Genomic DNA, 24,902 nt, shown 5'->3' with positions numbered 1-24,902 from the left:
CAGACCTACTCGCCTTCTACCCGCATCACACTGCTGACTTCACGGACGATGTCCATGTCCCGCAAGGACTCCACGGTCGCGGACAACGCGGCATCGGTCGCGGTGTGGGTGACCACCACCAGCTGCGCGTCGCTGCCCCGGCCCTCCTGGCGGACGGTCTGGATCGACACGTCGTGCTCGGAGAACGCCTGGGCCACCGCCGCCAGCACACCGGCCTTGTCGGCCACGTCCAGCGACACGTGGTAGCGGGTCGTCGCGTCGCCCATCGGCCGCACGGCCCGCTGGGTGTACGACGACTCGCCGACTCCCGGCACACCCTTGAGCCGGTTGCGCGCGGCGGACACCAGATCCCCGAGGACGGCACTGGCCGTCGGGGCGCCGCCGGCACCACGACCATAGAACATCAGCCGCCCGGCTGCCTTGCTTTCCACGAAAACCGCGTTGTACGCGTCCCGAACACTGGCCAACGGGTGCGTGACCGGGATCATCGCCGGGTACACCCGGGCGCTCACCGAGTCCGTCTGCTCGTCCAGTTCGCAGATCGCCAGCGACTTCACCACGCAGCCCATCTCCCGGGCGGACGCGATGTCGGTCGCGGTCACCTCGGTGATGCCCTCGCGGTGTACGTCGGCGATCGACACCCGGGTGTGGAACGCGAGGCTGGCGAGCAGCGCGGCCTTCGCGGCGGCGTCGAAGCCCTCGATGTCCGCGGTCGGGTCGGCCTCGGCGTACCCGAGCGCCTGGGCCTCCTCGAGCGCCTCGTCGAAGCCGGCGCCGGTGCTGTCCATCTTGTCGAGGATGTAGTTCGTGGTGCCGTTGACGATGCCCATCACCCGGACCACGTCGTCGCCGGCCAGCGACTCGCGCAGCGGTCGCAGGATCGGGATCGCGCCGGCCACCGCGGCCTCGAAGTACAGGTCGCGCTGGTACTTCTCGGCGGCCGCGAACAGCGTCGGGCCGTCCTCGGCGAGCAGCGCCTTGTTCGCGGTGACGACCGAGGCGCCGTGCTCGAGCGCGGTCAGGATCAGCCCGCGGGCGGGCTCGATGCCGCCGATCACCTCGATCACCAGGTCCAGGTCACCGCGGGACACCAGCGCCTGCGCGTCGGTGGTGATCAGGCCCGGGTCGACGGCGATGTCGCGCTCGCGGCCGGCCCGCCGGACGGCGATCCCGGCGATCTCCAGCCGGGCGCCGACGCGGGCCGCCAGATGGTCCGCCTGCTCGGTCAGGATCCGCACCACCTCGGTGCCGACCACTCCGCAACCGAGCAGGCCTACCTTGAGAGGTTTGTCGTCGTTCTTCATTCGGCGGCCCCCATGTCGAGGAGAAGCAGGTCGTCTTCGGTCTCACGGCGTACCACGACGCGCGTTCGGCCGTCCTTGACCGCGATCACCGGTGGCCGCGGCACGTGGTTGTAGTTGCTCGCCATCGACCGGCAGTAGGCGCCGGTACCGGGCACGGCGACCAGGTCGCCGGGCCGGACGTCGGCGGGCAGGAACTCGTCCTTGACGACGATGTCCCCGGCCTCGCAGTGCTTGCCGACCACCCGGGCCAGCGTCGGCCCGGCGTCGGAGTACCGGTTGGCGAGCGTGCAGGAGTAGTCGGCGTCGTACAGCGCGGCGCGGATGTTGTCGCTCATCCCGCCGTCCACCGACACGTACGTCCGGGCCGCGCCGTTGTCCAGCTCGACCTCCTTGACGGTGCCGACCGAGTACACCGTGCACATCGCCGGGCCGACGATCGCGCGGCCGGGCTCGACCGAGACCCGCGGGACCGGTACGTCGTGCTCGTGGCACTCGTGCTCGACGATCTTGCCCATCTCGGTGGCCAGCTGCGCCGGGTCCGACGGATCGTCCTGGGTGGTGTACGCGATCCCGAAGCCGCCGCCCAGGTCGAGCTCCGGCATGTCCACGCCGATCTCCTCGGAAACCCTTGCGTGCAAGGCGATCACGCGCTTCGCGGCCACCTCGAAACCGGACGAGTCGAAGATCTGCGAGCCGATGTGCGAGTGCAGCCCGAGCAGCTCCAGCTCCGGCGCCTCGTTGATCCGGGCAACGGCCTCGAACGCCGCGCCGGAGGTGATCGAGAAGCCGAACTTCTGGTCCTCGTGCGCGGTCGCGATGTACGCGTGGGTGTGCGCCTCGACGCCCGCCGTCACCCGGACCATCACCGGGGCGACCGTGCTCCGTTCGGCGGCCAAGGCGATCAGCCGGGTGATCTCGTACTGCGAGTCGACGACGATCCGGCCGACACCGGCGTCCAGCGCGCGGGCCAGCTCGGACTCGGACTTGTTGTTGCCGTGGAACCCGAGCCGCTTCGGGTCGGCGCCGGCCCGGAGTGCGACGGCCAGCTCTCCCCCGCTGCAGATGTCGAGGTTCAGGCCCTCCTCCATCACCCAGCGGACGACCGTCGTACACAGGAAGGCCTTGCCCGCGTAGTAGACGTCGACGTCCTTGAACGCGTGCTTGAAGGCCCGGGCCCGGGCGCGGAAGTCATCCTCGTCCAGGACGTACGCCGGGCTGCCGTGCTCGGCGACCAGGTCCCGGACGTCGACACCGCCGACGACGAGCGCGCCCTCGGCGTCCTTCTTCGTGTTCGTCGACCAGAGCGACGGGACCAGTTCGTTGGGGTCGCGGGGGGCGCGCAGCCAGGGCGGTGCCCGGTGGCCGAGGTCGGCGTGCAGCGCGCCCGCCTCGTGCGCCCTCACATCCGCTCCGGTGCGGAGACGCCGAGCAGGTCGAGCCCGTTGGCGAGCACGGTCCGGGTCGCGGAGACCAGGGTCAGGCGAGCCTTGTGCACCGGCTCCACCTCCTCGTCGCCGCGTGGCAGCACGCGGCAGCTGTCGTAGAACTTGTGGAACGCCGCCGCGGTGTCCTCGAGGTACCGCGCGATCCGGTGCGGCTCGCGCAGCTCGGCCGCGGTCGCGACCACCCGCGGGAACTCGGCCAGCGCGCGAAGCAGGTCGCCCTCGCGCTCGTGGCTGAGCAGGCCCGGGTCGAACTCGTCCAGCTTGATGCCGAGCTCGTCGGCGTTCCGCAGGATCGAGGCGAGCCGGGCGTGTGCGTACTGCACGTAGAACACCGGGTTCTCGCTGGCCTGGCGGGTCATCTCCTCGATGTCCAGGGTCAGCGGCGAGTCGGCCGGGTACCGGCAGAGGGTGTAGCGGAGCGCGTCGACGCCGCCCTCCTCGACCAGCTCGGCGAGCGTGACGATCGTGCCGGCCCGCTTGGACAGCCGCATCTCCTCGCCGCCCTTGAGGATCTTCACCAGCTGGCCGATCAGGATCTCGATGTTGTGCTCGGGGTCGTCGCCGGCGCAGGCCGCGATCGCCTTCAGCCGGTTCACGTAGCCGTGGTGGTCGGCGCCGAGCATGTACACGCAGGTCTCGAAGCCGCGCTCGCGCTTGTTCACGTAGTACGCCGCGTCGGAGGCGAAGTACGTCGGCTCGCCGTTCGACCGGATCAGCACCCGGTCCTTGTCGTCGGTGAAGTCCGTCGTCCGCATCCACAGCGCGTCGTCGGCCTCGTACAGGTGGCCCTGGTCGCGGAGCTTCTGGATCGCGTGCGGTACGCCGTCCTGCTCGTGCAGGCTGCGCTCCGAGAACCACACGTCGAACTTGGTCCGGAAGTGCTCGAGCTGGTCCTGCTGCTCCTTGAGCTGCCGCTCGTACCCCGCCTCGCGGAACGCGACCAGCTGCTCGTCCACCGGCAGCTCGGTGATCCCCGGCACCTCGTCGACGATCCGCTGGGCCAGGTCGAGGATGTACTCCCCGTGATACCCGTCCTCGGGGATCGGCTCGCCGTGCGCGGCGGCCTGCAGGCTGGCGCCGAACTTGTCCATCTGGTTGCCGCGGTCGTTGATGTAGAACTCGCGGGTCACGCTCGCGCCGGCGGCCGCCAGCACCCGGGCCAGCGCGTCGCCGACCGCCGCCCAGCGGGTGTGGCCGAGGTGCAGCGGACCGGTCGGGTTCGCCGAGATGAACTCGAGGTTGATCGCCCGGCCCTTCAGGCTGTCGCTGGTGCCGTAGCTGTCGCCGGCCTCCAGGATCGACTGCGCGACCTTGCCCTGGGCATCGGCCGCGACCCGGAGGTTGATGAAACCGGGGCCGGCGATGTCGACCGCGGTGATCGCCTCGTCGTCGCGGAGCTTCGTGGCCAGCAGCTCGGCGAACTGCCGCGGGTTCAGCCCGGCACGCTTGCCGAGCTGCATCGCGACGTTGGTGGCGTAGTCCCCGTGCTCGGGGTTCTTGGGTCGCTCGACCTTCAGCTCGCGCGGCAGCCCGCCCTCGACGGTGATGGTGCCGTCGGCGGCGAGCGCGGCCAGGGCCTGCAGGATCTTCTCAGCGAGCTGTTCCGGAGTCACCGGATCAGCCTAATGGGCCCCACCCGAAACCCTTGACTCGCTATCCACAGCCCGGTACGGCGACCCTACCGAGCACTCACCGTGATGTGGCTGTTGCGCACTAGTGGGGTGTTCCAGGTGGCGGGCTGGTTGTCGACCGTGACTGTTAGGGCGGCGCAGGCGTCTGCGAGGCAGGTTGCGTCGTACCGGATGCCCCAGAGGGTGAAGAACTGGGCGAGGGTGGGTCGTTCGGCGGCGGTCTTCGCCTCGACCCAGACGACGCCGTCGGTGCTGTGGGTGTGGACGGCGGCCTGCTCGGCGCGGAGCTTGTCGATGCCGATCCCGGCCGCGACCTGGACCGGCTTGCCGTCGAGGGTGACGGCGATGGTCAGCGTGTACGGCGCCGGGCCGGAGAAGTCCAGCGGGAGCCGCTCGAAACCGGCCTTGTCGATATACGAGACCGCGTCCCGGGGAGCGTCCCAGGGCGGCGCGGCGGTCCGCAGGTCGGCGGCCGCGGGCGCCGCGGGGCCGATTTGGCAACCAGCCAGCAGGACGCCGGCAACCAGCAGGACGGCCGCCGTCCCGACCGTCCGGCGCCACCTGCCAGCTCTCATGGGAGCCAGGTTGCCAGGTACGCCGGGACGGCCGGTCGCCGGGGTCAGCGCTCCGCGGGCATCAAGATCCAGAGCGCGATGTAGATCAGGAACTGGGGGCCCGGGAGCAGGCAGCTGATCACGAAGATCAGCCGCATCGTGTTGGACGAGATACCGAACCGGCGAGCGAGTCCGGAGCAGACACCGCCGATCCAGCGATCGTGTGACGGGCGGACCAGAGAGCTAGCCATGAGTACCGTTTCCTTTCCACCGTGGGGCTTACCTCCACTATGACGGTGCTCGAGGCGGCCCGGATGCCACCGCGCCGCGGTTCCAGGGTCGACTCAGGGGCCGATGGGTGGGGCTCCCGAGCTCAGCGCTGGAACCGGTACGTCTTGCTGTCGATCCCGACGCAGGCGCCCGGCGACATCACCACGACGCGCAGCGTGCCGTCGGGCTCGTAGTAGTCGATGCCCTCCACCTCGAAGTTGCCGGAGCAGCTACTTTGCAAGGGGAGCTGGCCCAGCGACGTCACATGGCCGGTGACGTCGCTCGAGCCCACGGGCGCGGACAGATCCACCTGCAGCAGCGGCTTCGTCGTACCGAAGAGGCTGCCGTCCGGGTCGTCGGAGGAGCACAGGAGCTGAGTGGCGTTCACGAAGTCGCAGCCCTGTACGTCGCGGACCTGGTGGTCGAGGCGGATCGCAGCGGCGTACGGGAGGTTCTTCGACGGGTCCGTGGCGGCCGCCCCGGGCATCGGGAGGACCAGGAGGCGGTCCATCGTGCCCCACTCCCCCGTGACCAGCCGCTGGGCGTCCGGGCTCACCGCGGCGAAGCTGTTGTTGTTCGCCTCCCAGGACTCCAGGGCGTGCGTGTAGGTGGACCAGACACCGGACGGCGACTGCACGCGATACAGCTTCCCGCCACGGTCGTCACGCTGGTACGGCTCGACGTACCAGCCCTGCGACGCGCCTGGGTCGCCGACATGGTTCCAGCCGCGGACCAGGAGGTCCGCCGGGATGGTGCCGATGCCTGTGTAGCGGTACTGCGTACTTCCGCCACGAGTGACCGTGGCGAGGCCCTGGCTCTCGTCCAGCGGGCGGGCGTTGTCAGAACCGACAACGTGCCATCCGGTGACGGCCTGGGCCTGGGTGGGTAGAAGGAGGGCGGCTAGCACGACAACAAGAGAGATCCCTAGTTTGCGCATGCCAAGACTTCTACCCCACGCCGGACGCCCCCGATTCGGAGATGGCGTGAACATGCTGCTAATGTTCTGCTCGTTCCTGAGCCCCCGTAGCTCAGGGGATAGAGCACCGCCCTCCGGAGGCGGGTGCGCAGGTTCGAATCCTGCCGGGGGCGCGACCGATCTGGGCGATCCTTGTGCGCTGAGCAGAGCGCGCTGGATCGCCCGTCGTGTTTCTGCGGAGCCGTCTTTCACGACGCCGGGACAGTCGGCGGTAGGCGCGCCACCTCAGTGCCCGAGTCCTCGCGCCCAGTCGATCGAGGATCACGATCCGACAGTGAACTCATTGCCCGAGACGATCACGGATCGTGACACTTTGGCCGCCGCGGGCTGACATACGGCGATGTTGTCAGTAACGTCTGGCGACGAGAGAGCGATCAGGGGAGTGGTCGCTCGTCAGTCTGGCGAGCTGGGGATGTGGTTGGTATGGATCGCGGCGATCGGGCGGTGGCGAAACGGTTCGAGGCATACCGGCCCGCTGATGTACTGGGGGGAACAATGGATAGCTGGAGCGAGAGCGTACCGACCGAGGGCGCGATCGAACTGCCGCCTGATCCGCGTGCGCTTGACGCGATCGGCAGGAACCATTCACTGGAAACGGCGCTGGCAGACCTGGTCGACAACTCGATCGATGCCGGCGCGACCAGCGTCCTGATTCGCTTCGTTCGGACCCAGGGCAGGCTCCGGTCCCTGTACGTCGTGGACAACGGACGTGGCATGGCGCCCGACTCCATCGACGCCGCGATGACAGTGGGCGGCCGCCGTTCGTACAACGCCCAAGATCTCGGTCATTTCGGCCTTGGTCTGAAGGCCGCGTCCTTCAGCCAAGCCAAGTGCTTGACTGTCATGTCGCGAGCATCTGGACATGCCGCCGTCGGACGGCAGTGGAATCTCGATCGGGTCTCCGAGTATGGGTTCTCGTGTGAGCTGGTGCCGAGCGAGTTCGCCGCGGCGGAGCTCGGCAAGCCGTGGCCGCACCCGCTTGGTGACCACGGCACGGTCATTCGCTGGGATGACGTCGCGGCGTTTCCCGCGAATGACAACGCAGAGCAGACGGAACGCTTCATCGACGCGAAAGTCGCCAAGATCTGTCAGCACCTCGGACTGATTTTCCATCGCTTCTTGGAGAGCAACCGGATCCAGGTAGATATCGATGTCCAGGATGTGGACGCGGATCTTGTTGGCGCGCCAGCACCGGTGACGCCGCTGGACCCCTTCGCATACGGATCCTCAGGCCGCCCGGACTATCCGAAAGTACTCCGCGCGGACCTTGACGGCCGACGGATCTCGTTCCATTGCCACCTCTGGCCGGGCCGCTCCAACAAGCCTCAATTCAGGCTCGGCGGCGACGGCGTGAAGATGCAGGGACTGTACTTCTACCGTCGAGATCGGCTCCTGCAGGCCGGTGACTGGGTCGGTGTTCATTCTGACCATCCCCGGCTGCAGCTCGCTCGGGTCGAGGTTGAGATTGACAATGACATTGTCGGCATCTTCAAGATGAATCCCGAGAAGTCCAGGGTGCTGGTCGGTCCCGAGTTCGCGCAACTCGCCGCCGCCGCGCGAGCCGAGGACGGTACGTCGTTGTCCGACTACCTGACCGTCGCCGAGGAGGTCTACCGGGCCTCAACCGCGCGCTCCGCGAAACGCAAGCCGATGATCCACCCAGGTGCTGGGCTCCCGCCCAGGGTCCGGAAGACAATTCAGCAAGAGGTCCCAGGCCTTCAGGGTGAGGACGCCATCGACATTCGGTGGGACATGTTCCCCGATGACACGTTCTTCTACGTGGATCGCGACGAACGAACGCTGTGGCTCAACAAGCGGTATCGCACGATGCTGCTCGGCGGCAAGCACGGCGGCCTCAACGATCTCCCCCTGCTCAAGTCTCTCCTATACCTCTTGGTTGCCAACACCTTTGAAGGCGACTACTTCGGACCTCGCGATAAGGACAACATCGATCTGTGGCAGACGATCTTGACCGCCGCCGTCCAGGCGGAGCGGCGATGAGCGGCGGGCCCGAAGACCGGCATCGCTCGATGGACACGCTGGAGCGCTATCTGTCCAGCTCGGCACCAGTCGCGCTTGGAGTTCCGGGGACGCCGGAAGTCCAGCTCTTCATCGAACCGGCGACACCGGAGCTAGGCCTTCGTGTCGAGGTCTCCGCTGAGACCGAAGCACCGAATCTCAAGCTTCGGCACGTCGTGTGTCGGCTTGCGAGACGGGATAACCGCAGGTTCCTCGAGGTCGCGATCGTGACTCCACGTCTGTTCAGGGACGCATATCCGATGCTCTGCACCCTCGCTGATCGCATACAACTCACGCATCTCGACCCCAGCACCGCGCTGCAGTCAACTCTCGACTCACTCTCGGCACTGCTCAGCAGTCCGGATGTGATCTCAAGAGAGCGCGAGATCGGACTCGTGGGCGAACTCCTCACTGTCACCGGTCTGGTAAACAAACGAGGCCCGCGAGCCGCGATCGAGGCTTGGCGCGGTGTGTTGGGCGAGGAGCACGATTTCGGTCTCGCCGACTTCGATCTCGAGGTCAAGACGACAACCAGCGAACGCCGTATGCATTGGATCGAGTCGCTCACCCAGCTGGTTCCGACGCAAACACGTCCCCTCTGGCTGCTATCACATCAGCTGACTATGGCTGGCACTGGACATGGCTGGACGTTGCCAGAGCTTGTTGACTGTCTGACCGCAAAGGTCAAGATATCGGCGGTCGCCAGCGAATTCGACAACGCACTGTCAGCCGCCGGGTGGCGACCGGACCAGCGAGCAAGGATCACAACGCGCTGGACACGTCGCTCCGCGAGCGCCGCCTACGAAGTCATCGATGGCTTCCCCCAACTGACTCCGGCTGTTCTCGAATCCGCCGGCGTCGAGCTCGACCGGATTCCCGATGTCCGGTACCGAGTCGATCTTGGAGGTTTTGAGGAAGCGTCATCCGCCCCCCAGTTGCTCACTGACCTGCGCGATTATGAAGGACTGACATGAGAAACCAACTGGTCGAGGCCTATAGTGCAGCACTCCGGGCGATCGAGCGTGGCACTCCCAAGTCCCTGCTCAAGCGGGCCAGTCTGGAATCCGAGGAGCTCGATCCGATACCTGATGTGTCGGAGGCCGCGCTGCGTGACTACATCAAGAACGCTGGCCCAAACGACAGTCTGATGGTCAGTCTGCACATCGCCTTGGCTTGGTGGGATAACGCGCCCCGCGAGCTCAACGCCTGGGCGAAAGACACCGCCGACAAGAGCTACGAACGCCGGGCCCTGGTCGTGGACGCTTTGGGACTCGATTCGACCACCGAAGGCCTATTCGCCGAGAAGTTCCCGGTCGAGATCGACAGCGGCCCCATCATCATCGCCCCCGAGTGGAACCCGTGGTACACGCCGGACGTGCAGCGTGCACACAACTTCTACTGGCAGCACTACATGGACTACCTGGCGTCGCAACGCAACTGGAAGTCAGATGCCATTACCAGTCTTGACGTTGCCAGCACGCGAGTCGTCGAGCGGCTAGCGGACCCGACGCGCAGGGAATCGGGACAAACCAAGGGCCTGGTTGTCGGGTATGTCCAGAGTGGTAAGACCGCCAACTTCACCGGTGTCATCGCCAAGGCGATCGACGCGGGCTACCGCCTCGTGATTGTCCTGACCGGAACCACCAACATGCTCCGCGAGCAAACACAGCGTCGTCTCGACATGGAGCTTGTAGGTCGTGAAAATCTCCTGCCGGGTACCGACAGCCAGGCTGACTACGCGGACGACGACGATTGGAACAACGACCGGTTTGTCCGTCACGGAGTCCGGCCCGCCGACGTCGGCCTGCCGGACATCCGCCGTATGACGACTCGGAACTTCGACTACCGTCGGCTGCAGCAAGGCCTGCCAGCACTCGAGTTCGAGCGCGTCGATCGAAGCAAGAAGCTATGGAATCCGACGAATCTCTTCCCGAGCAACGCGCGACTCATCATCGTCAAGAAGAACTCGTCCGTCCTGAACAACCTGCTCAAGGATCTGAAGAACAGTTCCGACGACTTGAGCGACATCCCGGCGCTGATCATTGATGATGAGTCAGACCAGGCCTCGATCAACACCACGAACCCAAAGAAGTGGCTTGAGGAGAACAAGAAGCGCACTGCTATCAATCGGCACCTCTCCAACCTACTGAAGGTGCTCCCGAGAGCGCAGTACGTTGGATACACGGCCACCCCGTTCGCGAATGTATTCGTGGACCCGGAGGACGCCGAGGACATCTTCCCCAGCGACTATCTGATCTCGCTTGAACGCCCGCGCGGCTACATGGGAGTTGAGGATTTCCACGACCTGGACCTGACGATGCCACGAGCGGAACGTACGTACGCGAATTCCAAGGAGAAGGCTCATATCCGGCTGCCCGCGTCTGAAGACGAGGAAGCCGAGTTGCAGCTAGCGCTGGACTCCTTCGTGCTCTCCGGCGCTATCAAGCTCTACCGGGAAGCCAACGGACTGCAACCCTTCAAGCACCACACAATGCTCGTGCATGAGACCATGCGCACCGCGGCGCAGAGCCAGCGCGCGAGAGATCTCAGGGATCTCTGGGCTCAGGCGGGCTACCTGTCCACCGGCGCACTGGCCAGACTTAGAGACCTGTTCGAGACGGACTTCCTGCCGGTCATGGATGGATTGGACTTCGATGACCCCAGACCCCGGAGCTTCGATGAGGTCAAGCCGCACATCGCTGTCGCAGCACGACGGATCGCGCCGACTGGCGACCCGGTGATCGTCGTAAATAGCGACAAGGACGCCGAGACCGAGCAGCTCGACTTCGACAGCCGATCGGTTTGGCGAATCATTGTTGGAGGCAACAAACTGGCTCGAGGTTTCACTGTCGAGGGACTCACGATCACCTACTACTCCCGCAATGTAGGTCATGCCGAAGCACTTATGCAGATGGGCCGCTGGTTCGGCTTCAGGCAGGGGTACCGCGACCTGGTCCGGTTGTTCGTGCCGCCCGTAGTACGGGATGCCTTCAAAGCGGCTTGCCTAGACGAGATGGACTTCCGGGAAGAGTTGCGGCAGTACGCCGTGATGTACGACGGCCGGCCGAACATACGGCCCGCGGATATCCAGCCACTTGTCATGCGGCACGGCCTACGACCGACCGCGGCGAACAAGATGTACAACGCGCGCCTCGTCGAGCGACGTACCCCGAACAAGGAGCCAAGCTCCGGCTATCCACAGCTTGATGACAAGGACTCGCTGGCCCACAACCTGAGAGCGTTCGCCCCACTCATCGAGGGAGTTTCGAAGGAGACGGTGTGGCTACAGGCTGAGGTGAAGGGGGTATCGCGCCAGTTCAGCGCGAGGTTCAAAGAGTTCGACAACGCGACGGTTCTGAAGGTTCTGCGGGCGCTGAAGTGGGGCGGTCCCGAGACGTTCGCCCCGGACCTCGCGTGGATCGAAGGATTACCCGACGCCGTCCTACGAAAATGGCTCGTAGTGTTTCCACAAGGCAAGGACGCCCAGTACAGCCTCAACGGCGAGCCGGGATTCACGATTCACGGACGCCAGGCGGACGCCTCCGGGATCCGTGGTAACGCGGATCCGATCCATAGAGTCGTAGTAGACGCGTTGACCAACGCGGAGGAACGAACCGCCTCATTGATCGTTTACCCGGTCATGAATAAGGATCGCGATGTCGCCACAACGGCTAGCACAGTCCCAGTCATGGCTGTCCGGCTGCATCTGCCCGAGGCCGCGGTTCCAGCGGACCGTCGACCGCTCGTATACAAGGTGGTATCGCCGGACAAGCCCAACTACGCGATCGTTGATCGCACAGAGTAAGCGGCAGGCGATGCGACACGACGGTGTTGTGGACGCGGTCGGCCGCAGGGCATCGGGGTTGAGATAAGGTTCGGTCATGTCGGATCAGCCATCGCCGACGCGGCGCACCTCAGTTGAGCTCTTCGCGGGTGGCGGTGGCTTGGCCATGGCGGTCCACCGCGCTGGATTCCAGCCGTTGCTCGTCAATGAGTTCATGAAGGCGGCCTGTGACACTCTGGAGGCCAACGGCGCGGTCGCTCGCGGCGAGGAAGAGACGATTCCCGAGTCAGGCGATCCATGGCCCTTGGTGCGTGGTGACGTTCGTGACTTGAAGATGGGCTACTTAGAAGGTCACGTCGACCTCTTGGCGGGTGGGCCGCCATGTCAGCCGTTCTCTCTCGGGGGCATCGGCAAGGGCGACGAGGACAAGCGAAATATGTTCCCGGAGATGTTCCGAGCGATCCGCGAGATTCAGCCCAAGGCGGTCATCTGCGAGAACGTCCGTGGCCTCCTGCGCCCGTCGTTCCTGCCGTACTTCGACTACATCTTGCGAGAGCTGGCTCGTCCCTTCGAGGAGCGCGATCCTGCTGCCAGGTGGTACGAACACGATGCCATCCTCCGGGAACGGGAGAAAAAGGATCATGGCGAGCCTCGCGAGCGATACAACGTCTACAAGTATGAGGTGAACGCCGCCGACTACGGCGTACCGCAGGTCCGCAATCGAGTGATCGTGGTCGCGTTCCGCGCTGATCTGAATATCAACAAGGACCTCCTTGGCAGGTGTGTGCGACCGACGCATTCCGAGGCCGCGCTGCACGCATCGATCCGGAACGGAAGCTACTGGGAGCGGCACTCCAGCGTTCCTAAGCATGTGCGAACGGCCGTCGACGCGGCTCTTCCGGCCGAATTGCCAATTGACCTGGACGACGGCCGGAAACCCTGGCGGACACTGCGGGACGCGATCGCGGGAATCGACGGTCAGTCCGAGTCTCCGCTGCCAAAGATTCGGTGGGACCGGCTCGATCGCGTCCAGTACGACTCGATGCCGACCGACCACATCGGCTGGCCCGATGCCCGCATCTACGTCGGACACACGCCGAATGTCCTGGATAGGCCGGCAAAGACTGTCAAGGCAGGCGTCCACGGAGTTCCAGGCGGCGAGTCGGTCATGCTGACAGACTCGCTGCTGAAAAGGGTCGATCCTGAGTCGGGTCAGCGCTATAGACATCGTTACATGACCGTTCGCGAGACCGCGCGGGTGATGACGTTCCCTGATACCTGGAAGCTCTGCGGCCCACGAGGCGAGCAGATGCGTCAACTCGGAAACGCCGTACCGGTGCTACTCGGCCACAAGTTCGCCTCGGCGGTCTCTGAGGTTCTGAAGGACGCTGAGCTCAGGGCATGAGCAATGCTCGGCTGCCCCGGGGGAGCGCCCGACGTGGCCGATCGTCAGCGGGCGCCCAGGTGGAACAGAACAAGGCCGCGGGTGGTGGGCGCCGTCGACAGGTGCGGCTTCCGGATGGCTCGTCAGCTAAGGGCACTATCGGCCTTCGTCAGCCTGCCAACAGACAAGGGTTCCTAGCTGAGCTCCGATGGCGGGCGGGCGGTAAGTCGATGACTCGCTCGCTCGGTTTCATTGCCATTAACCGCCGATCGGCCGCCCTCGCTGAGGCATGGAGCCTCGCCAGGCAGCGGGATCTAGTGGGCGATGAGGAGGTGCCGAGCGCGTCGTGGGCCGCCTCCCCCGAGGTGCGGGCCTCCATGCGCGGGAACCGCCCTCGGGATACAAGCCCCGAGCTGCGAATACGCCGACTGCTCCACGGTCGCGGTCTTCGCTACCGCGTCTCAGCTCGGCCGCTCCCCGACGTCCCGCGGACGGCTGACATCGTGTTCACCAGAGCGAAGGTCGCTGTCTTTATCGACGGTTGTTACTGGCATGGCTGCGCAGAACACTACCGTGCGGCATCCCGCAATTCTCAGTTCTGGCGCGAGAAAATCGAAGGCAACAAGCGGCGTGACCGCGACACGAACCGTCTCCTTGCCGACGCGGGCTGGACGGTTATCCGTCGTTGGGAACATGATGACGCCGAGGTCGTCGCCGACGAAGTGATCGCCGCCGTAAATCAACGCCCTGCCCGCCGAACCTAGCTCAAGGATGCCGATGCCAGACATCTCATTGCCTAAAGACGTCCGCGACGCGGTGTTGACCGAGTTGTACCGACAGATCGGCGAATTGCCATGGATGATGATGCCGGGCCGGCAGAAGACGCGGTGGTACTCCGAATGGATCGAGGACCCCTCGATCGGGGGTGAGCTGGCGGACTATCAGACGGCCGAAGGAATGCGCGTCTGGCTGAAGGACGGCCCTTTGAAGGAGTACGCACGCGCGATCGAGGGGGTGGGACCCTACGCCCGGTACACCACGAGGCGCCTCACGCCGCCCTCCGGGTTCCTGCGAGCGCTCCTTGGCCAGCAGTGGCGCGTGGTTCCCGAGAGCATCGGCGAGAAGCCCATGCACTGCCTCATCTCTAACGAGATTACCCAACGATACGTCTGCTGGGGTGGCCAGAGAACGTATCGCGACCTTCTCTGGGCGGCGATCAACGAGGCGGTGCGGCTGCGAGCGGTACCCCTGATCGTCGTGTACACCTTCGAGGGTGAGCAGGTTCAGAAATCCCAGCAGAAGCAGCAGGAGCAACTCGCCGAACACTGCGGCGTTGAGCTTATGTACGTGGAAAGGCGCTGGAAGCAGCACGATCCGGCCTGAGATAGGTGCTGCCATCCGAGGCCGGGCGTCCGGAGCAGCATCCGTGCTCCAACGATCATGGAATGCTTGTTTGATTCGTTGCTCAACCCAGTGATAACCCACACGACGCTGGCGGTCGAGGACGACTTCCAGGTTCGATGCTGTCTAGGCGGTGGCTGCGGCGGCGGAGCTTCGTTGTTTGCTGGGCAGCGGTCCGGGCACAGAGGTTCGACGAAACGTTCCGCCGTACCTGAAAGTTCTGCCTGGCCTACAGCGAAGCGGTTCGCCTCCGGGGCCCGTCGACGCCGCGCAGCCGCGGCCGACTGGGATCAGCTGTCGGGGAGCGAGAACATCGACAGCACGACTCGGTCCTTGCCTGGGGACTCGGCCAGGTAGGGGGCGATCAGGGCGGCGAAGCGGGTGCGGAAGTCGGTCAGGTCCTCCGGGCTCAGGTACATCGCCAGTTGGGAGTAGCCGAGCTGGTCCATGCGGGGATAGAGGTCGCCGCTGTCGACCAGGCGGTCGAAGTCGGCGGCCAGGCGGGTGAGCAGCAGGAGGAAGGCCTGGCGGTGCTGGTCGGGGGTCATCGCGCGGGCCTCGCGGGCGTCGATGCGGCCGACCGTGGTCTGGTCGAGGCTGAGGGTTCGTTCGGTGGTGCCGCGGACCTTGCGTTCCCGGACGACGGTCAGATAGCCGGCGTCGATCAGTGCGGCGACGTGCCGATACAGGGTGGTCGTCGGGATGTCGGGCAGGTCCCGTTTGAGGTCGGTGGTGGTGACCTCGCGGCCCAGTACGCGCTGCGCGATCCGCCAGCGGATCGGGTGCAGCAGGACGTCCAGCACCGGGGTCGGTGACTCCTCCATCGGCTCTCCATCAGGGTTCTTTCAGGGTATCCATTGATACCAACAGTGGTAATAATAGCGGCATCGGTACCATTCACTCGCCCAAGGAGACGTTGACGTGTCGCTCACTCGTCGTACCGTGCTCAAGTCCGCCGCCGCTGCCGTTCCGGTCGCCGCGGCCAGAACTCTGCCCTCCTCCGCAACCACTGTCACCGAACCCGCCGCGATCGGGCGGCTGGCGGAGAAGATCCAGGCCGGGATGGCCAAGTACGCGATCCCCGGCGCCGGGCTCGGCGTCTGGTACCGCGGCCGCGAGTACCTCCGCGGCTTCGGCGTGACCAGCGTGGACACGAACGAGCCGGTGACCGCGGACACCGTGTTCCGGATCGGCTCGACCACCAAGACGTTCACCGCGACCGCGATCATGCGGCTCGCCGAGCGCGGCCGGATCAGCCTGGACCGGCCGGTCCGCGCGTACCTGCCGGATTTCGCGACCGCGGACCCGGCCGTCTCCGCCCGGGTCACGGTGCGGCAGCTGCTGAACCACTCGGCCGGCTGGCAGGGCGACTACTTCGAGGACACCGGCGACGGCGACGACGCGCTGCGGAAGTACGTCGCGGACATGACGAAGGTCCCGCAGCTGACACCACTCGGGAAGGTGTTCTCGTACAACAACGCGGCGATCGGCGTCGCCGGGCTGATCCTCGAGACCGTGTACGGGAAGACGTACGAGACCGCCGTACGCGAGCTGGTCATCGATCCGCTCGGGCTGGACCACAGCAGGTACTTCCGTAGCGAGCTGACCGGGTTCAGCGTCGCCGCGTCGCACAACATCGTGGACGGCAAGCCCGTGGTGGAGCCGTCGTTCGACCGCGTGCCGCGCGGGCTGCATGCGGCCGGTGGGCTGATCTCGAGCCCGCGGGACCAGCTGCGGTACGCACGGTTCCACCTGGGCCACCGCGGTCTCCCCCAGGTGATCAGCGACCGCACCAGGCTGTCCATGCAGTCGCACCCTGGTCCCGGCGGCACGCTCTTCGTCGAGCTGAACGGCGTTGGTGTCAGCTGGATGCTGCGGCCGACCGCACAGGGCCCCACGGTGGTGCAGCACGGTGGTGACTGGTCGGGCCAGCACTCCGGGTTCCTGTTCGTACCGCAGCGGGACTTCGCGATCACCTTGCTCACCAACTCGGAGAGCGGGCCGTTCTTGGTGGCCGAGCTGTTCGCGGACGACTGGGCGCTGCAGGAGTTCGCAGGGGTCAACAACCTGCCTGCCGTACCGCGTCCACGCCGGGTGGAGGAGTACGTCGGTACGTACGTCGCCCAACAGATCGGCTTCGACGGTAAGCCCGAGGAGATCGGGCTGGACGTCACAGCCGACAACGGCGAGCTGGTGGCGAGTGTCGGCGGTCAGACGATGCTCCGCTTCGTCTTTTACCGCAAGGATTACGTCCTGGCGCTCAACCCGGACGGTAGACCCTCGCACACCCGCGCCAACTTCGTCCGCGGCGCCGACGGCAAGGTGGCGTGGCTGCGCGACGGCGGTCGGCTGTTCCGCTTCCACGCCGCAGGCACACGCAAGGCATCGGCCTACAGCCGCCGCGTTCTTTAGCGGCCACTCAGCAGCAGCAGGAGGTCCTGGGCGGTGCCGGTGCGTGGCTCACCGGCACCGTGGGCCCAGTCGAGGTCCGTAGCCTGCAGCTGTACGCCGGTGAGGTCCACGCCGAAGTACTTGATTTGCCGTGGCTTCATCGCGTCGAAGATGAGCCGGAGCCGATCCAGCGGTACCTGGCGGTCGATGCCCAGTGCAACGGTCATGTCGAGCCCGTGGATCACGTCGTGTGACAGGGCGCCCTCGTAGCCACCGCCCGGCGGCTTCCACGGGCTGTCGACGTTCTGCCGCAGACAGTCGACCAGCTCGGCCGACGTCAGCGTCGCCGCGTCCTGCCGCGCCTGCCGGTCGGCGTACCGGTTGAAGTTGCCGCCGGCCCGCACCATCCCGGCCAGGAACCGCGGCATCGGGATCCGGTACGCCATGGTGATGTGCGCGGCCACCTCACGGATCCGCCAGCCGGCGCACAGGGACGGCTTGTCCCAGTCCTTCTCGGTCAGCCCGGCCAGGATGTTCGCCAGGTCGGTCCGTTCACCCGCCACAGCACTTCTGATGTCCGTCATACCCCACCGACGAACGGGTCAGCGCGGGACAGACACCTCTTTGAGCCTTTTCTGCAGGTACAGGCGTTCGGCTTCGGTGGCCGCGAGATCGAAGGCCTCGCGGTAGGCGGTGGCCGCCTCGGTCGGACGGTTCATCCGGCGGAGGAAGTCCGCACGGGTCGCCGGGAGCAGGTGGTAGCCGGTCAGTGGGCCGGCCGCGAGCTCCTCGACCAGGCGTAGACCTACAGCGGGACCGTCCGCCATACCGATCGCCACGGCCCGGTTCAATGCGACCACAGGCGTCTGTGGGAGCTGGGCGTAGAGCCCGGCGATCTGGGGCCAGTCGGTGTCGTCCGCAGTACGCGCGGTCGCGTGGCAGGCCGCAACCGCCGCCTGGATCTGGTACGGACCGGGCGCACCGAGACCTAGCGCGGTGTCCAGGACCTGGGTGCCCTCAGCGATCTGGCCGTGGTCCCATTGGGTGCGGTCCTGCTCCTCAAGCGTGACCAGTGCGCCGTCGGGCGCCAGCCGGGTGTTCCGGCGGGAGTCATGCAGCAGCATTAGCGCGAGCAGTCCACCGGCCTCCGGCTCGGAGGGCATCAGCTGGACGAGCAGCCGCGCCAGCCTGATCGCTTCACTGCTCAGCTGGCTCCGGACGACGTCGGAGTACCCCTCGTTGAACAGCAGGTACAGAACGGCCAGTACGGCGGGTGTGCGCTCGGGCAGCAGGTGTGCGGGCGGTACGCGGTACGGGATGCCGGCGTGCTGGATCTTCTGCTTCGCCCGGGTCAACCGCTTGGACATGGTCGTTTCCGGGACCAAGAACGCGCGTGCGATCTCCGCCGTACTCAGACCAGCCAGTGTCCGCAGCGTCAACGCCACCCTGGCCTCCATCGCCAGCGCGGGATGACAACAGGTGTACATGAGCCGCAGCCGGTCGTCAGGTACGTCGTACGCCGGCTCTGACGGCTCAACGCCCAGCGCGGCCACCTGCTGCAGCTTGGCAGCGCCCACAGCCTCCCGCCGCAACCAGTCGATCGCACGGTTGCGCGCGGTCGTCGTCAGCCACGCGCCAGGGCGATCCGGCACACCATCGGAAGGCCACCGCTGCAGCGCCGCCGCGAACGCTTCCTGCGCGCACTCCTCGGCCAGCTCCCAGTCACCGGTCACGCGGATCAGGGTGGCGACCACCTGGCCCCACTCCTGCCGGTAGATCTCCTCGAACGTCACACCGGCGGCTCGAGCACCGGGCGGATCTCGATCGTGCCGTAGCCCGCCGCCGGGTGCTTCGCCGCGATCTCGATCGCCTCGTCCAGGTCGGCGCAGTCGATCAGCACGAAGCCGCCGATCTGCTCCTTGGTCTCCGCGAACGGCCCGTCCGTCAGCAGTACGTCGCCGTCCCGCACCCGGACCGTGGTCGCCTCGTCCGGCGGCCGCAGCCCGGCCCCGCCGGCGACCACGCCGCGCGCTTCCATCTCCTCGGTCCAGCCACCACACCCGTCGTTCGCGTGCGCGGCCGCGGACTCGTCGCCGGCAATCATCAGCAGGTACTTCACGCCCTCATCCTCGCAGGTCTAGCGTCGGCAGCAAGGAACTCTTTGGGGGAGGTACGGGCGATGACTGGTCGGATCGTGCACTTCGAGGTGCCGTACGACGACGGTGAGCGAGCGCGGGCGTTCTACCGCGAGGCGTTCGGGTGGAGCCTGATGGAGATGCCCGAGATGAACTACACGATGGTGTCCACCGGGCCGGTGGACGAGCAGCAGATGCCGGCCGAACCGGGCTTCATCAACGGCGGGATGTTCCAGCGCAGCGCCGAGAACACCGACCTGACCCGGCCGGTGCTGACCGTCGACGTACCGGACATCGACGCCGCCTGGAAGACCATCGAGAGTCTCGGCGGCGAGCGCGTCGGCGAGAAACTCCCGGTCGGCGACATGGGCTTCGCCGCCTACTTCAAGGACCCGGAGGGCAACATCCTCGGCCTCTGGCAATCAGCCTGACGCCTGAGCGTCACCGGAGCCACCTAGACTGCGACAGTTGGCTCCGGTGACGTCCTCGGGAGGACCGCAAAATGCCAGACCGTACCCAGACCATCGCGTACCCGGCCCCCGGGTCGCGTCCGTCGCGGCGGGATCCCGAGCCGCTGGCGCCGCACGTGATCGTGCTGTTCGGCGCGACCGGCGACCTGGCCAAGCGCAAGCTGCTGCCCGGGCTGGCCTACCTGCAGCAGTCCAAGTTCGCGCCGGACGTGCGGATCATCGGGACCGCGACCGAGGACCTGACCTGCGACGAGTTCCGGGACCGGGCCCGGCAGGCGGTGGAGAAGTTCGGCACCCACAAGATGACCGACGAGCAGTGGGCACAGTTCGCCGACCGGCTGGAGTACGTGCCGGTGACGGCGGGTCCGGAGGCGCTCGCGGCCGCGGTACAGAAGGCCGAGGAGCTGCTCGGCCCGGACACCCGGCGGCTGCACTACCTGTCGGTGCCCCCGAAGGCGGCCCAGTCGGTGATCGCGATGCTCCGCGACGCCGGCCTGGTGGAGCGCGCCCGGGTGGTGATGGAGAAGCCGTTCGGCGACGACCTGGCCAGCGCGATCGAGCTGAACGACTTCGTCCACGAGACCTTCGACGAGTCGCAGATCTTCCGGATCGACCACTTCCTCGGCAAGGAAGCGGCGCTGAACATCCTCGCGTTCCGGTTCGCGAACGGCCTGTTCGAGCCGATCTGGAACCGGAACTTCATCGACCACGTGCAGATCGACATCCCGGAGTCGCTCGGCCTGGACCAGCGGGCGACGTTCTACGAGCCGACCGGCGCGTTCAAGGACATGGTCGTCACGCACCTGATGCAGGTGATGTCGTTCGTCGCGATGGAGCCGCCGACCGCCCTGGAGCCGCGGGCGATCTCGGAGGAGAAGAACAAGGTCTTCCGGTCGATGCTGCCGATCAACCCCGGCGACGTGGTCCGCGGGCAGTACACCGGGTACCGCCACGAGGAGGGCGTCGCGCCGGACTCCGACACCGAGACGTTCATCGCACTGAAGGTCGAGATCGACAACTGGCGCTGGGCCGGCGTGCCGTTCTTCCTGCGCACCGGCAAGAAGATGGCCGAGGGCCAGCGGATCATCTCGATCGCGTTCAAGGAGGCGCCGAAGACGATGTTCCCGGCCGGCTCCGGTGTCGGCTCCGAGGGGCCGGACCACCTGACCTTCGACCTCGCCGACTCGTCGCGGGTCTCGCTGTCGTTCTACGGCAAGCGCCCCGGGCCCGGGATGCGGCTGGAGAAGCTGTCGATGCAGTTCTCGACGCAGGAGACCGCGGGCGCGGCCGACGTACTGGAGGCGTACGAGCGCCTGATCCTGGACGCGATGCGCGGCGACCACACGCTGTTCACCACGGCCGAAGGCATCGAGTCCCTGTGGGACCGCTCGGCGCCGCTGCTGGAGGACCCGCCGCCCGCGAAGCCGTACCAGCCGGGCACCTGGGGCCCGAACGCGATCCACCAGTTGATCGCCCCGCGCGCCTGGCGGCTCCCCTTCGAACGCGAGTGGCGCGAGTAGCCGTTCGTCGTTGACGCTGCGCCGTGGCCCGGGCACCCTGAGATTCCAGAGGGGTGGAGTTCCTTTGGGGGTGGGGCGATGGCATGGGGCCGTCCCGTCGCGCTGCTGGTCCTGGCCGGCGTACTCGCCGGCTGTGGCGCGACCAACGACTCGTCCGGCTCCGGTACGCCGGAGATCGGCACGTCGACGCCCGGCGGACAGGGCAGCGGGCCAGGCAGCGGCAACACTGGCGGCAACACTGGAGGCGGTGGCGGCCAAGGCGGTGGATCGTTGGCCTGGGTACCGTTCGGGCCGAAGGATCCGCAGTTCCCGACGCCGTCCTGGCCGGCGTACAACGCGCTGGCGGCCGGGAAGTGTCCGGAGCTGCAGGACTACCTGAGCCACGACACCGGCGGGCTCCAGGGCACCGGGATCGCGACGGCGATGCTGGCGGTCTGCCGGGCGGCCGTGGACGGCGACACCGCCCAGTGGCCGGCCGTCGAGCAGAACGTGGGCGCTGATCCGGCGCCGCTGGGCAACGACTGTCTCGCCGCGTTGGTGACCGACCTGCTGGCCCGCGCCGTCGCCTGGCATCAGGCGCATCCGGCCGGGAAGGTCACCGTGCAGTACCGACGGACGACGGGTCAGACGCAGTGCGGGCAGGCCGAGGCCCCGAGCACCGAGCCGACCGACGAAGGGTCGCCGGGTTCGTCGTCGAGTCCTGAGTCCGTGCCGGGCCCGAGCGAGTCACCGGGATGACCGAGGCGGCCGGCGGCCCGTCGCGGGAGTCGCCGCTCCAGGCGGTGCTGTCGGTACTCACCACGCTCGGCCCGCCGCTGACGATCGCGACCGCCCTGATGATCTACTTCGGCTGGGCGCGGAGCGACACGCAGGCGCGGGAGATGGGGCTGGACGTCAGCCTGTTCGGGTTCTCCGCGCAGGACTACATCATGAACAGCATCAGCTCGCTGTACCTGCCGCTGCTCGTGATCGCCGGCCTCACCCTCGGCGGCCTGGCCGTCCATCGCCGGGTCGACGCCGCCCTCCGGCGTCCGGAAGCCCGACCGGTCCTGCGGACGTCGGCGCTGGTCGCGCTGATCGGCGGACTCGTGGCGATCGCCGCCGCCGTCGTCCTCGCCGCGGTACTGCGCAGCGGCGTCCAGCTGTTCGCCCCGCTGGTAGTTGCCATCGGCACCGTTGTCGCGGCGTACGGCGGCTGGCTCCGGAACGCGGCGGCCGCGGCCGCACCGGAGGTCCTGCCGGTCTGGCACCGGGCGCTGCGGATGCTGCTGATCGGCGCCGTCGTCACGGCCGCGTTGTTCTGGGCGGTCTCCGACTACGCGACGATCGTCGGACGAGGGTACGCGCTGCAGATCCAGGCCGGCGTCTCCCAGCTGCCCCGGGTGACCGCGATCAGCACGACCTCGCTCGGCGTCCAGGGCCCCGGTGTGACCGAGACCCCGGTCGTCCAAGGCGGGAAGGTGCTGTACTACCGCACCACTGGCCTGCGGCTGCTCGCCGGGTCGGGCGGCCGGATGTTCCTCCTGCACGACGGCTGGACGCCGCGGCACGGGACGGTGATCGTGCTGCCGGACAGCGACCAGATCCGCTGGCAGTTCTCTCGCTGACATAGGCTCCCGGTCATGCGGGAGATTCTGGTCATCGGCGTCGGTGCGGGCGATCCGGCACAGGTGACGATGCAGGGCGTGTCGGCGCTGAACCGGGCCGACGTGTTCTTCGTGCTCGACAAGGGCGAGGTCAAGCAGGAGCTGGTCGACCTGCGCGCCGAGATCCTGCGGCGGTACGCGACGTCGAAGGAGTACCGCGTCGTCGTCGGGCAGGACCCGGAGCGGGACCGGACGACGCCGGCGTACGTCGAGGCCGTGGACGACTGGCGGCGGCGCCGGGCCGACGTGATCGCGGGGATGATCGCGGCCGAGCTCGGCGAGGACCAGGTCGGGGCGTTCCTGGTGTGGGGCGATCCGGCGCTGTACGACAGCACGCTGGCGATTCTGGACGACATCGCGGCGCGGGGCGAGCTGGCGTTCGAGGTCGAGGTGATTCCGGGGATCAGCAGCGTGTCGACACTGGCGGCCCGGCACCGGGTCGGGCTGAACCAGGTGGGGCGGCCGATCCAGATCACCACCGGACGGCGGCTGGCGGCCGGGTGGCCGGACGGGGTCGACGACGTCGTGGTGATGCTGGACGCGCAGACGGCGTTCACGGAGCATCTGGAGCAGGATGCGGTGATCTACTGGGGTGCGTATCTGGGGACACCGGACGAGCTGCTGATCTCGGGGCCGGTGCGCGAGGTGGCGGCGGAGATCGAGAAGGTCCGCGCGGAGGCTCGTGAGCGCAAGGGGTGGATCATGGATACCTACCTGCTGCGCAGACACAGCGCGGGTGCTTCCTGAGAGCGGACACGTCGACACGAGCGGTACGTTTCGTACTTTGTCCCAGGTCGGTGACAGGATTGTCTTCATGGCCGACTCACTGCTCGATCGAGCGATCTACTCGTACCCGGATGTGGACCGTCTCGTCGGCTTGCGGTCCGGGACCGCGCGGCGCTGGCTTGAGGGGTATCAACGGTCCGGCCGGTTCTACGACCCCGTGCTGCGTGTGGAGCCGACGGGTGGGGACGTGGTCACCTGGGGTGAGATGGTCGAGGCCAGGCTGCTGGCGGAGTTCCGTAGCCGCGACGTACCGGTGCAGCGGCTACGCCCCGCCATCATCAGGCTCCGCAAGGAATTCGGTCGATACCCGCTCGCACACGCCCGTCCGTTCCTCGACGTCGATGGCCGCGAGCTGGTGAGGATCGTCCAGGAGCAGGTTGGGCTGGAGCGGTCCCTGCAACTGGTAGTGATCCGCAACGGACAACTTGTGCTCGCCGAGTCCGCGGCGCGGTTCAGAACAGCCGTCGAATACGTCGGCGACGTAGTCGGTCGGCTGAAGCCGGACGCCCGTACGCCGGATGTCCTGATGGACCCGAGTCGATCCTTCGGACAGCCTGCTGTCCGCAATGTGCGCACCGACGCTCTTGCTGAGGACTTCCGCGCCGGCACGACTCGGGAGGAATTGGCCGACTTGTACGATCTGAGCGCGGGCCAGGTTGACGAGGCCATCCGCTTCGAACTGATCGCCGGCAGCGAGCGCGCCTCCTGATGCCTGGGGCTCTCGGACCGGTGTACTTCACCGACGAGAACACCCTGGGCCTCGGTAAGCTGCTCCGCCGCACCGGGCGCGATGACATCGTCTATCCGGGCCACGAGGACCTGGACGAGGTGCCACTCGGAATGCCGGATCTTGACTGGATGCCTGTGGTGGCACGACGCGGATTCGTTGTCGTGACCAGAGACCGTCGCATCCGCACCAGACCGGCCGAGCTGCGGGCGTACACGGAGTTCGGTATCCGCTCTGTCTGGATCGGCGCCAAGCAGGACCTCGGGCCACGCGACCAGTTCGAGCTGTTTCTGCAGCACGAGGCTCGGCTCCAACGCGAGATCATCAAGCGTGGACGCGGTCCGTGGGCCTTGGCAATGAGTGCGTCAGGCGTCAGACCCCTGCAGTTGCGCGAGCCGTAGACCAAAGTCTTAGTGGGTCTGGCCGCCCGACCGAAGTCGGCCAGGTGCTTCCCGGCCG

Annotated in this window: 24 protein-coding genes and 1 tRNA gene; 15 read left to right on the top strand and 10 right to left on the bottom strand. The window is 66.9% G+C overall.

Features of this window, described 5'->3' with window-relative positions; genetic code table 11:
• Positions 1-5 precede the first annotated feature (5 nt).
• From ACQHIV_RS00535 to ACQHIV_RS00510, 6 genes are all read right to left on the bottom strand, one after another.
• On the bottom strand, positions 6-1,304 hold the full coding sequence (locus ACQHIV_RS00535) for a homoserine dehydrogenase (protein ID WP_427890544.1): 1,299 nt from the start codon (positions 1,302-1,304) through the stop codon (positions 6-8).
• Positions 1,301-2,707, bottom strand: a complete 1,407-nt coding sequence (gene lysA / locus ACQHIV_RS00530; protein ID WP_427890542.1) for a diaminopimelate decarboxylase — start codon at positions 2,705-2,707, stop codon at positions 1,301-1,303. The genes ACQHIV_RS00535 and lysA overlap by 4 nt, the downstream gene beginning before the upstream one ends.
• Positions 2,704-4,362: an arginine--tRNA ligase gene (gene argS / locus ACQHIV_RS00525; RefSeq protein ID WP_427890540.1), complete on the bottom strand. Its 1,659-nt coding sequence runs from the start codon at positions 4,360-4,362 to the stop codon at positions 2,704-2,706. The genes lysA and argS overlap by 4 nt, the downstream gene beginning before the upstream one ends.
• 65 nt (positions 4,363-4,427) lie before the next feature.
• On the bottom strand, positions 4,428-4,955 hold the full coding sequence (locus tag ACQHIV_RS00520) for a hypothetical protein (protein WP_427890538.1): 528 nt from the start codon (positions 4,953-4,955) through the stop codon (positions 4,428-4,430).
• Positions 4,956-4,999: 44 nt separating this feature from the next.
• Entirely contained in the window at positions 5,000-5,185 is a 186-nt protein-coding gene (locus ACQHIV_RS00515) for a PspC domain-containing protein (protein WP_427890536.1), read from the bottom strand.
• A gap of 122 nt (positions 5,186-5,307) precedes the next feature.
• Positions 5,308-6,141, bottom strand: coding sequence for a hypothetical protein (locus ACQHIV_RS00510; RefSeq protein WP_427890534.1), 834 nt, complete (start codon positions 6,139-6,141; stop codon positions 5,308-5,310).
• Between the two features lie 80 nt (positions 6,142-6,221).
• Between ACQHIV_RS00510 and ACQHIV_RS00505 the strand changes: the two genes are divergently transcribed.
• The 7 genes from ACQHIV_RS00505 (at position 6,222) to ACQHIV_RS00475 (ending at position 14,750) form a co-directional block, all read left to right on the top strand.
• Positions 6,222-6,293 (top strand) — tRNA-Arg (locus ACQHIV_RS00505).
• A 310-nt stretch (positions 6,294-6,603) separates the two neighbouring features.
• Positions 6,604-8,181: an ATP-binding protein gene (locus ACQHIV_RS00500; RefSeq protein WP_427890532.1), complete on the top strand. Its 1,578-nt coding sequence runs from the start codon at positions 6,604-6,606 to the stop codon at positions 8,179-8,181.
• On the top strand, positions 8,136-9,173 hold the full coding sequence (locus ACQHIV_RS00495) for a PD-(D/E)XK motif protein (RefSeq protein ID WP_427890530.1): 1,038 nt from the start codon (positions 8,136-8,138) through the stop codon (positions 9,171-9,173). Before ACQHIV_RS00500 ends, ACQHIV_RS00495 begins: the two co-directional genes overlap by 46 nt.
• On the top strand, positions 9,170-12,004 hold the full coding sequence (locus tag ACQHIV_RS00490; protein WP_427890528.1) for a Z1 domain-containing protein: 2,835 nt from the start codon (positions 9,170-9,172) through the stop codon (positions 12,002-12,004). The genes ACQHIV_RS00495 and ACQHIV_RS00490 overlap by 4 nt, the downstream gene beginning before the upstream one ends.
• A 76-nt stretch (positions 12,005-12,080) precedes the next feature.
• On the top strand, positions 12,081-13,388 hold the full coding sequence (locus ACQHIV_RS00485) for a DNA cytosine methyltransferase (RefSeq protein WP_427890527.1): 1,308 nt from the start codon (positions 12,081-12,083) through the stop codon (positions 13,386-13,388).
• Positions 13,385-14,131, top strand: a complete 747-nt coding sequence (locus ACQHIV_RS00480; RefSeq protein WP_427890526.1) for a very short patch repair endonuclease — start codon at positions 13,385-13,387, stop codon at positions 14,129-14,131. Before ACQHIV_RS00485 ends, ACQHIV_RS00480 begins: the two co-directional genes overlap by 4 nt.
• A gap of 13 nt (positions 14,132-14,144) precedes the next feature.
• Positions 14,145-14,750, top strand: a complete 606-nt coding sequence (locus ACQHIV_RS00475; protein ID WP_427890524.1) for a hypothetical protein — start codon at positions 14,145-14,147, stop codon at positions 14,748-14,750.
• Between the two features lie 308 nt (positions 14,751-15,058).
• Here the strand turns inward: ACQHIV_RS00475 and ACQHIV_RS00470 are convergent, their stop codons facing one another.
• Positions 15,059-15,592 carry a helix-turn-helix domain-containing protein gene (locus tag ACQHIV_RS00470; RefSeq protein WP_427890523.1) on the bottom strand — a complete coding sequence of 178 codons (534 nt, stop codon included), beginning with the start codon at positions 15,590-15,592 and terminating at the stop codon, positions 15,059-15,061.
• Between the two features lie 97 nt (positions 15,593-15,689).
• On the opposite strand from ACQHIV_RS00470, the gene ACQHIV_RS00465 reads away from it, so the two are divergent.
• Positions 15,690-17,180 carry a serine hydrolase domain-containing protein gene (locus ACQHIV_RS00465; RefSeq protein WP_427890521.1) on the top strand — a complete coding sequence of 497 codons (1,491 nt, stop codon included), beginning with the start codon at positions 15,690-15,692 and terminating at the stop codon, positions 17,178-17,180.
• Here ACQHIV_RS00465 and ACQHIV_RS00460 read toward each other — a convergent pair.
• The 3 genes from ACQHIV_RS00460 to ACQHIV_RS00450 are packed head-to-tail and all read right to left on the bottom strand — an operon-like array spanning position 17,177 to position 19,278.
• Positions 17,177-17,743 carry a maleylpyruvate isomerase family mycothiol-dependent enzyme gene (locus ACQHIV_RS00460; RefSeq protein WP_427890519.1) on the bottom strand — a complete coding sequence of 189 codons (567 nt, stop codon included), beginning with the start codon at positions 17,741-17,743 and terminating at the stop codon, positions 17,177-17,179. The two genes, ACQHIV_RS00465 and ACQHIV_RS00460, sit on opposite strands and share 4 nt — an antisense overlap.
• 18 nt (positions 17,744-17,761) lie before the next feature.
• Positions 17,762-18,952 carry an RNA polymerase sigma factor gene (locus tag ACQHIV_RS00455; RefSeq protein ID WP_427890517.1) on the bottom strand — a complete coding sequence of 397 codons (1,191 nt, stop codon included), beginning with the start codon at positions 18,950-18,952 and terminating at the stop codon, positions 17,762-17,764.
• Positions 18,949-19,278 carry a YciI family protein gene (locus ACQHIV_RS00450; protein WP_427890515.1) on the bottom strand — a complete coding sequence of 110 codons (330 nt, stop codon included), beginning with the start codon at positions 19,276-19,278 and terminating at the stop codon, positions 18,949-18,951. The genes ACQHIV_RS00455 and ACQHIV_RS00450 overlap by 4 nt, the downstream gene beginning before the upstream one ends.
• A 60-nt stretch (positions 19,279-19,338) precedes the next feature.
• Here ACQHIV_RS00450 and ACQHIV_RS00445 point away from each other — a divergent pair, with 60 nt between their 5' ends.
• The 7 genes from ACQHIV_RS00445 to ACQHIV_RS00415 all read left to right on the top strand — a co-directional run bounded on the left by ACQHIV_RS00445 (position 19,339) and on the right by ACQHIV_RS00415 (position 24,844).
• On the top strand, positions 19,339-19,725 hold the full coding sequence (locus ACQHIV_RS00445) for a VOC family protein (protein WP_427890513.1): 387 nt from the start codon (positions 19,339-19,341) through the stop codon (positions 19,723-19,725).
• 71 nt (positions 19,726-19,796) lie between these two features.
• Positions 19,797-21,284: a glucose-6-phosphate dehydrogenase gene (gene zwf, locus ACQHIV_RS00440; RefSeq protein WP_427890511.1), complete on the top strand. Its 1,488-nt coding sequence runs from the start codon at positions 19,797-19,799 to the stop codon at positions 21,282-21,284.
• Positions 21,285-21,362: 78 nt separating this feature from the next.
• Positions 21,363-22,022: a hypothetical protein gene (locus tag ACQHIV_RS00435; protein WP_427890509.1), complete on the top strand. Its 660-nt coding sequence runs from the start codon at positions 21,363-21,365 to the stop codon at positions 22,020-22,022.
• Entirely contained in the window at positions 22,019-22,891 is an 873-nt protein-coding gene (locus ACQHIV_RS00430) for a hypothetical protein (RefSeq protein ID WP_427890508.1), read from the top strand. Before ACQHIV_RS00435 ends, ACQHIV_RS00430 begins: the two co-directional genes overlap by 4 nt.
• 15 nt (positions 22,892-22,906) lie before the next feature.
• Entirely contained in the window at positions 22,907-23,677 is a 771-nt protein-coding gene (cobF, locus tag ACQHIV_RS00425; protein ID WP_427890506.1) for a precorrin-6A synthase (deacetylating), read from the top strand.
• Positions 23,678-23,744: 67 nt separating this feature from the next.
• Positions 23,745-24,425, top strand: coding sequence for a DUF433 domain-containing protein (locus ACQHIV_RS00420; RefSeq protein ID WP_427890504.1), 681 nt, complete (start codon positions 23,745-23,747; stop codon positions 24,423-24,425).
• A gap of 20 nt (positions 24,426-24,445) precedes the next feature.
• Positions 24,446-24,844, top strand: a complete 399-nt coding sequence (locus tag ACQHIV_RS00415) for a hypothetical protein (protein WP_427890503.1) — start codon at positions 24,446-24,448, stop codon at positions 24,842-24,844.
• The last annotated feature ends 58 nt before the right edge of the window (positions 24,845-24,902 follow it).

Origin of the sequence: Kribbella polygonati (assembly GCF_050320105.1) — a bacterium.
Taxonomy (GTDB): domain Bacteria; phylum Actinomycetota; class Actinomycetes; order Propionibacteriales; family Kribbellaceae; genus Kribbella.
The sequence above is the reverse complement of the archived record's forward strand: the minus strand, read 5'-3'. Positions and strand labels throughout refer to the sequence as shown.

Bases quoted from the DNA above. Each gene is read 5' to 3' on its own strand.
- ACQHIV_RS00490 (WP_427890528.1), top strand. From the start codon at position 9,170: ATGAGAAACCAACTGGTCGAGGCCTATAGTGCAGCACTCCGGGCGATC.
- ACQHIV_RS00460 (WP_427890519.1), bottom strand. From the start codon at position 17,743: ATGACGGACATCAGAAGTGCTGTGGCGGGTGAACGGACCGACCTGGCG.
- ACQHIV_RS00515 (WP_427890536.1), bottom strand. From the start codon at position 5,185: ATGGCTAGCTCTCTGGTCCGCCCGTCACACGATCGCTGGATCGGCGGT.
- ACQHIV_RS00445 (WP_427890513.1), top strand. From the start codon at position 19,339: ATGACTGGTCGGATCGTGCACTTCGAGGTGCCGTACGACGACGGTGAG.
- ACQHIV_RS00520 (WP_427890538.1), bottom strand. From the start codon at position 4,955: ATGAGAGCTGGCAGGTGGCGCCGGACGGTCGGGACGGCGGCCGTCCTG.
- ACQHIV_RS00500 (WP_427890532.1), top strand. From the start codon at position 6,604: ATGGATCGCGGCGATCGGGCGGTGGCGAAACGGTTCGAGGCATACCGG.
- zwf (WP_427890511.1), top strand. From the start codon at position 19,797: ATGCCAGACCGTACCCAGACCATCGCGTACCCGGCCCCCGGGTCGCGT.
- ACQHIV_RS00510 (WP_427890534.1), bottom strand. From the start codon at position 6,141: ATGCGCAAACTAGGGATCTCTCTTGTTGTCGTGCTAGCCGCCCTCCTT.
- ACQHIV_RS00420 (WP_427890504.1), top strand. From the start codon at position 23,745: ATGGCCGACTCACTGCTCGATCGAGCGATCTACTCGTACCCGGATGTG.
- ACQHIV_RS00535 (WP_427890544.1), bottom strand. From the start codon at position 1,304: ATGAAGAACGACGACAAACCTCTCAAGGTAGGCCTGCTCGGTTGCGGA.
- ACQHIV_RS00470 (WP_427890523.1), bottom strand. From the start codon at position 15,592: ATGGAGGAGTCACCGACCCCGGTGCTGGACGTCCTGCTGCACCCGATC.
- ACQHIV_RS00435 (WP_427890509.1), top strand. From the start codon at position 21,363: ATGGCATGGGGCCGTCCCGTCGCGCTGCTGGTCCTGGCCGGCGTACTC.
- ACQHIV_RS00475 (WP_427890524.1), top strand. From the start codon at position 14,145: ATGCCAGACATCTCATTGCCTAAAGACGTCCGCGACGCGGTGTTGACC.
- cobF (WP_427890506.1), top strand. From the start codon at position 22,907: ATGCGGGAGATTCTGGTCATCGGCGTCGGTGCGGGCGATCCGGCACAG.
- ACQHIV_RS00480 (WP_427890526.1), top strand. From the start codon at position 13,385: ATGAGCAATGCTCGGCTGCCCCGGGGGAGCGCCCGACGTGGCCGATCG.
- ACQHIV_RS00485 (WP_427890527.1), top strand. From the start codon at position 12,081: ATGTCGGATCAGCCATCGCCGACGCGGCGCACCTCAGTTGAGCTCTTC.
- ACQHIV_RS00430 (WP_427890508.1), top strand. From the start codon at position 22,019: ATGACCGAGGCGGCCGGCGGCCCGTCGCGGGAGTCGCCGCTCCAGGCG.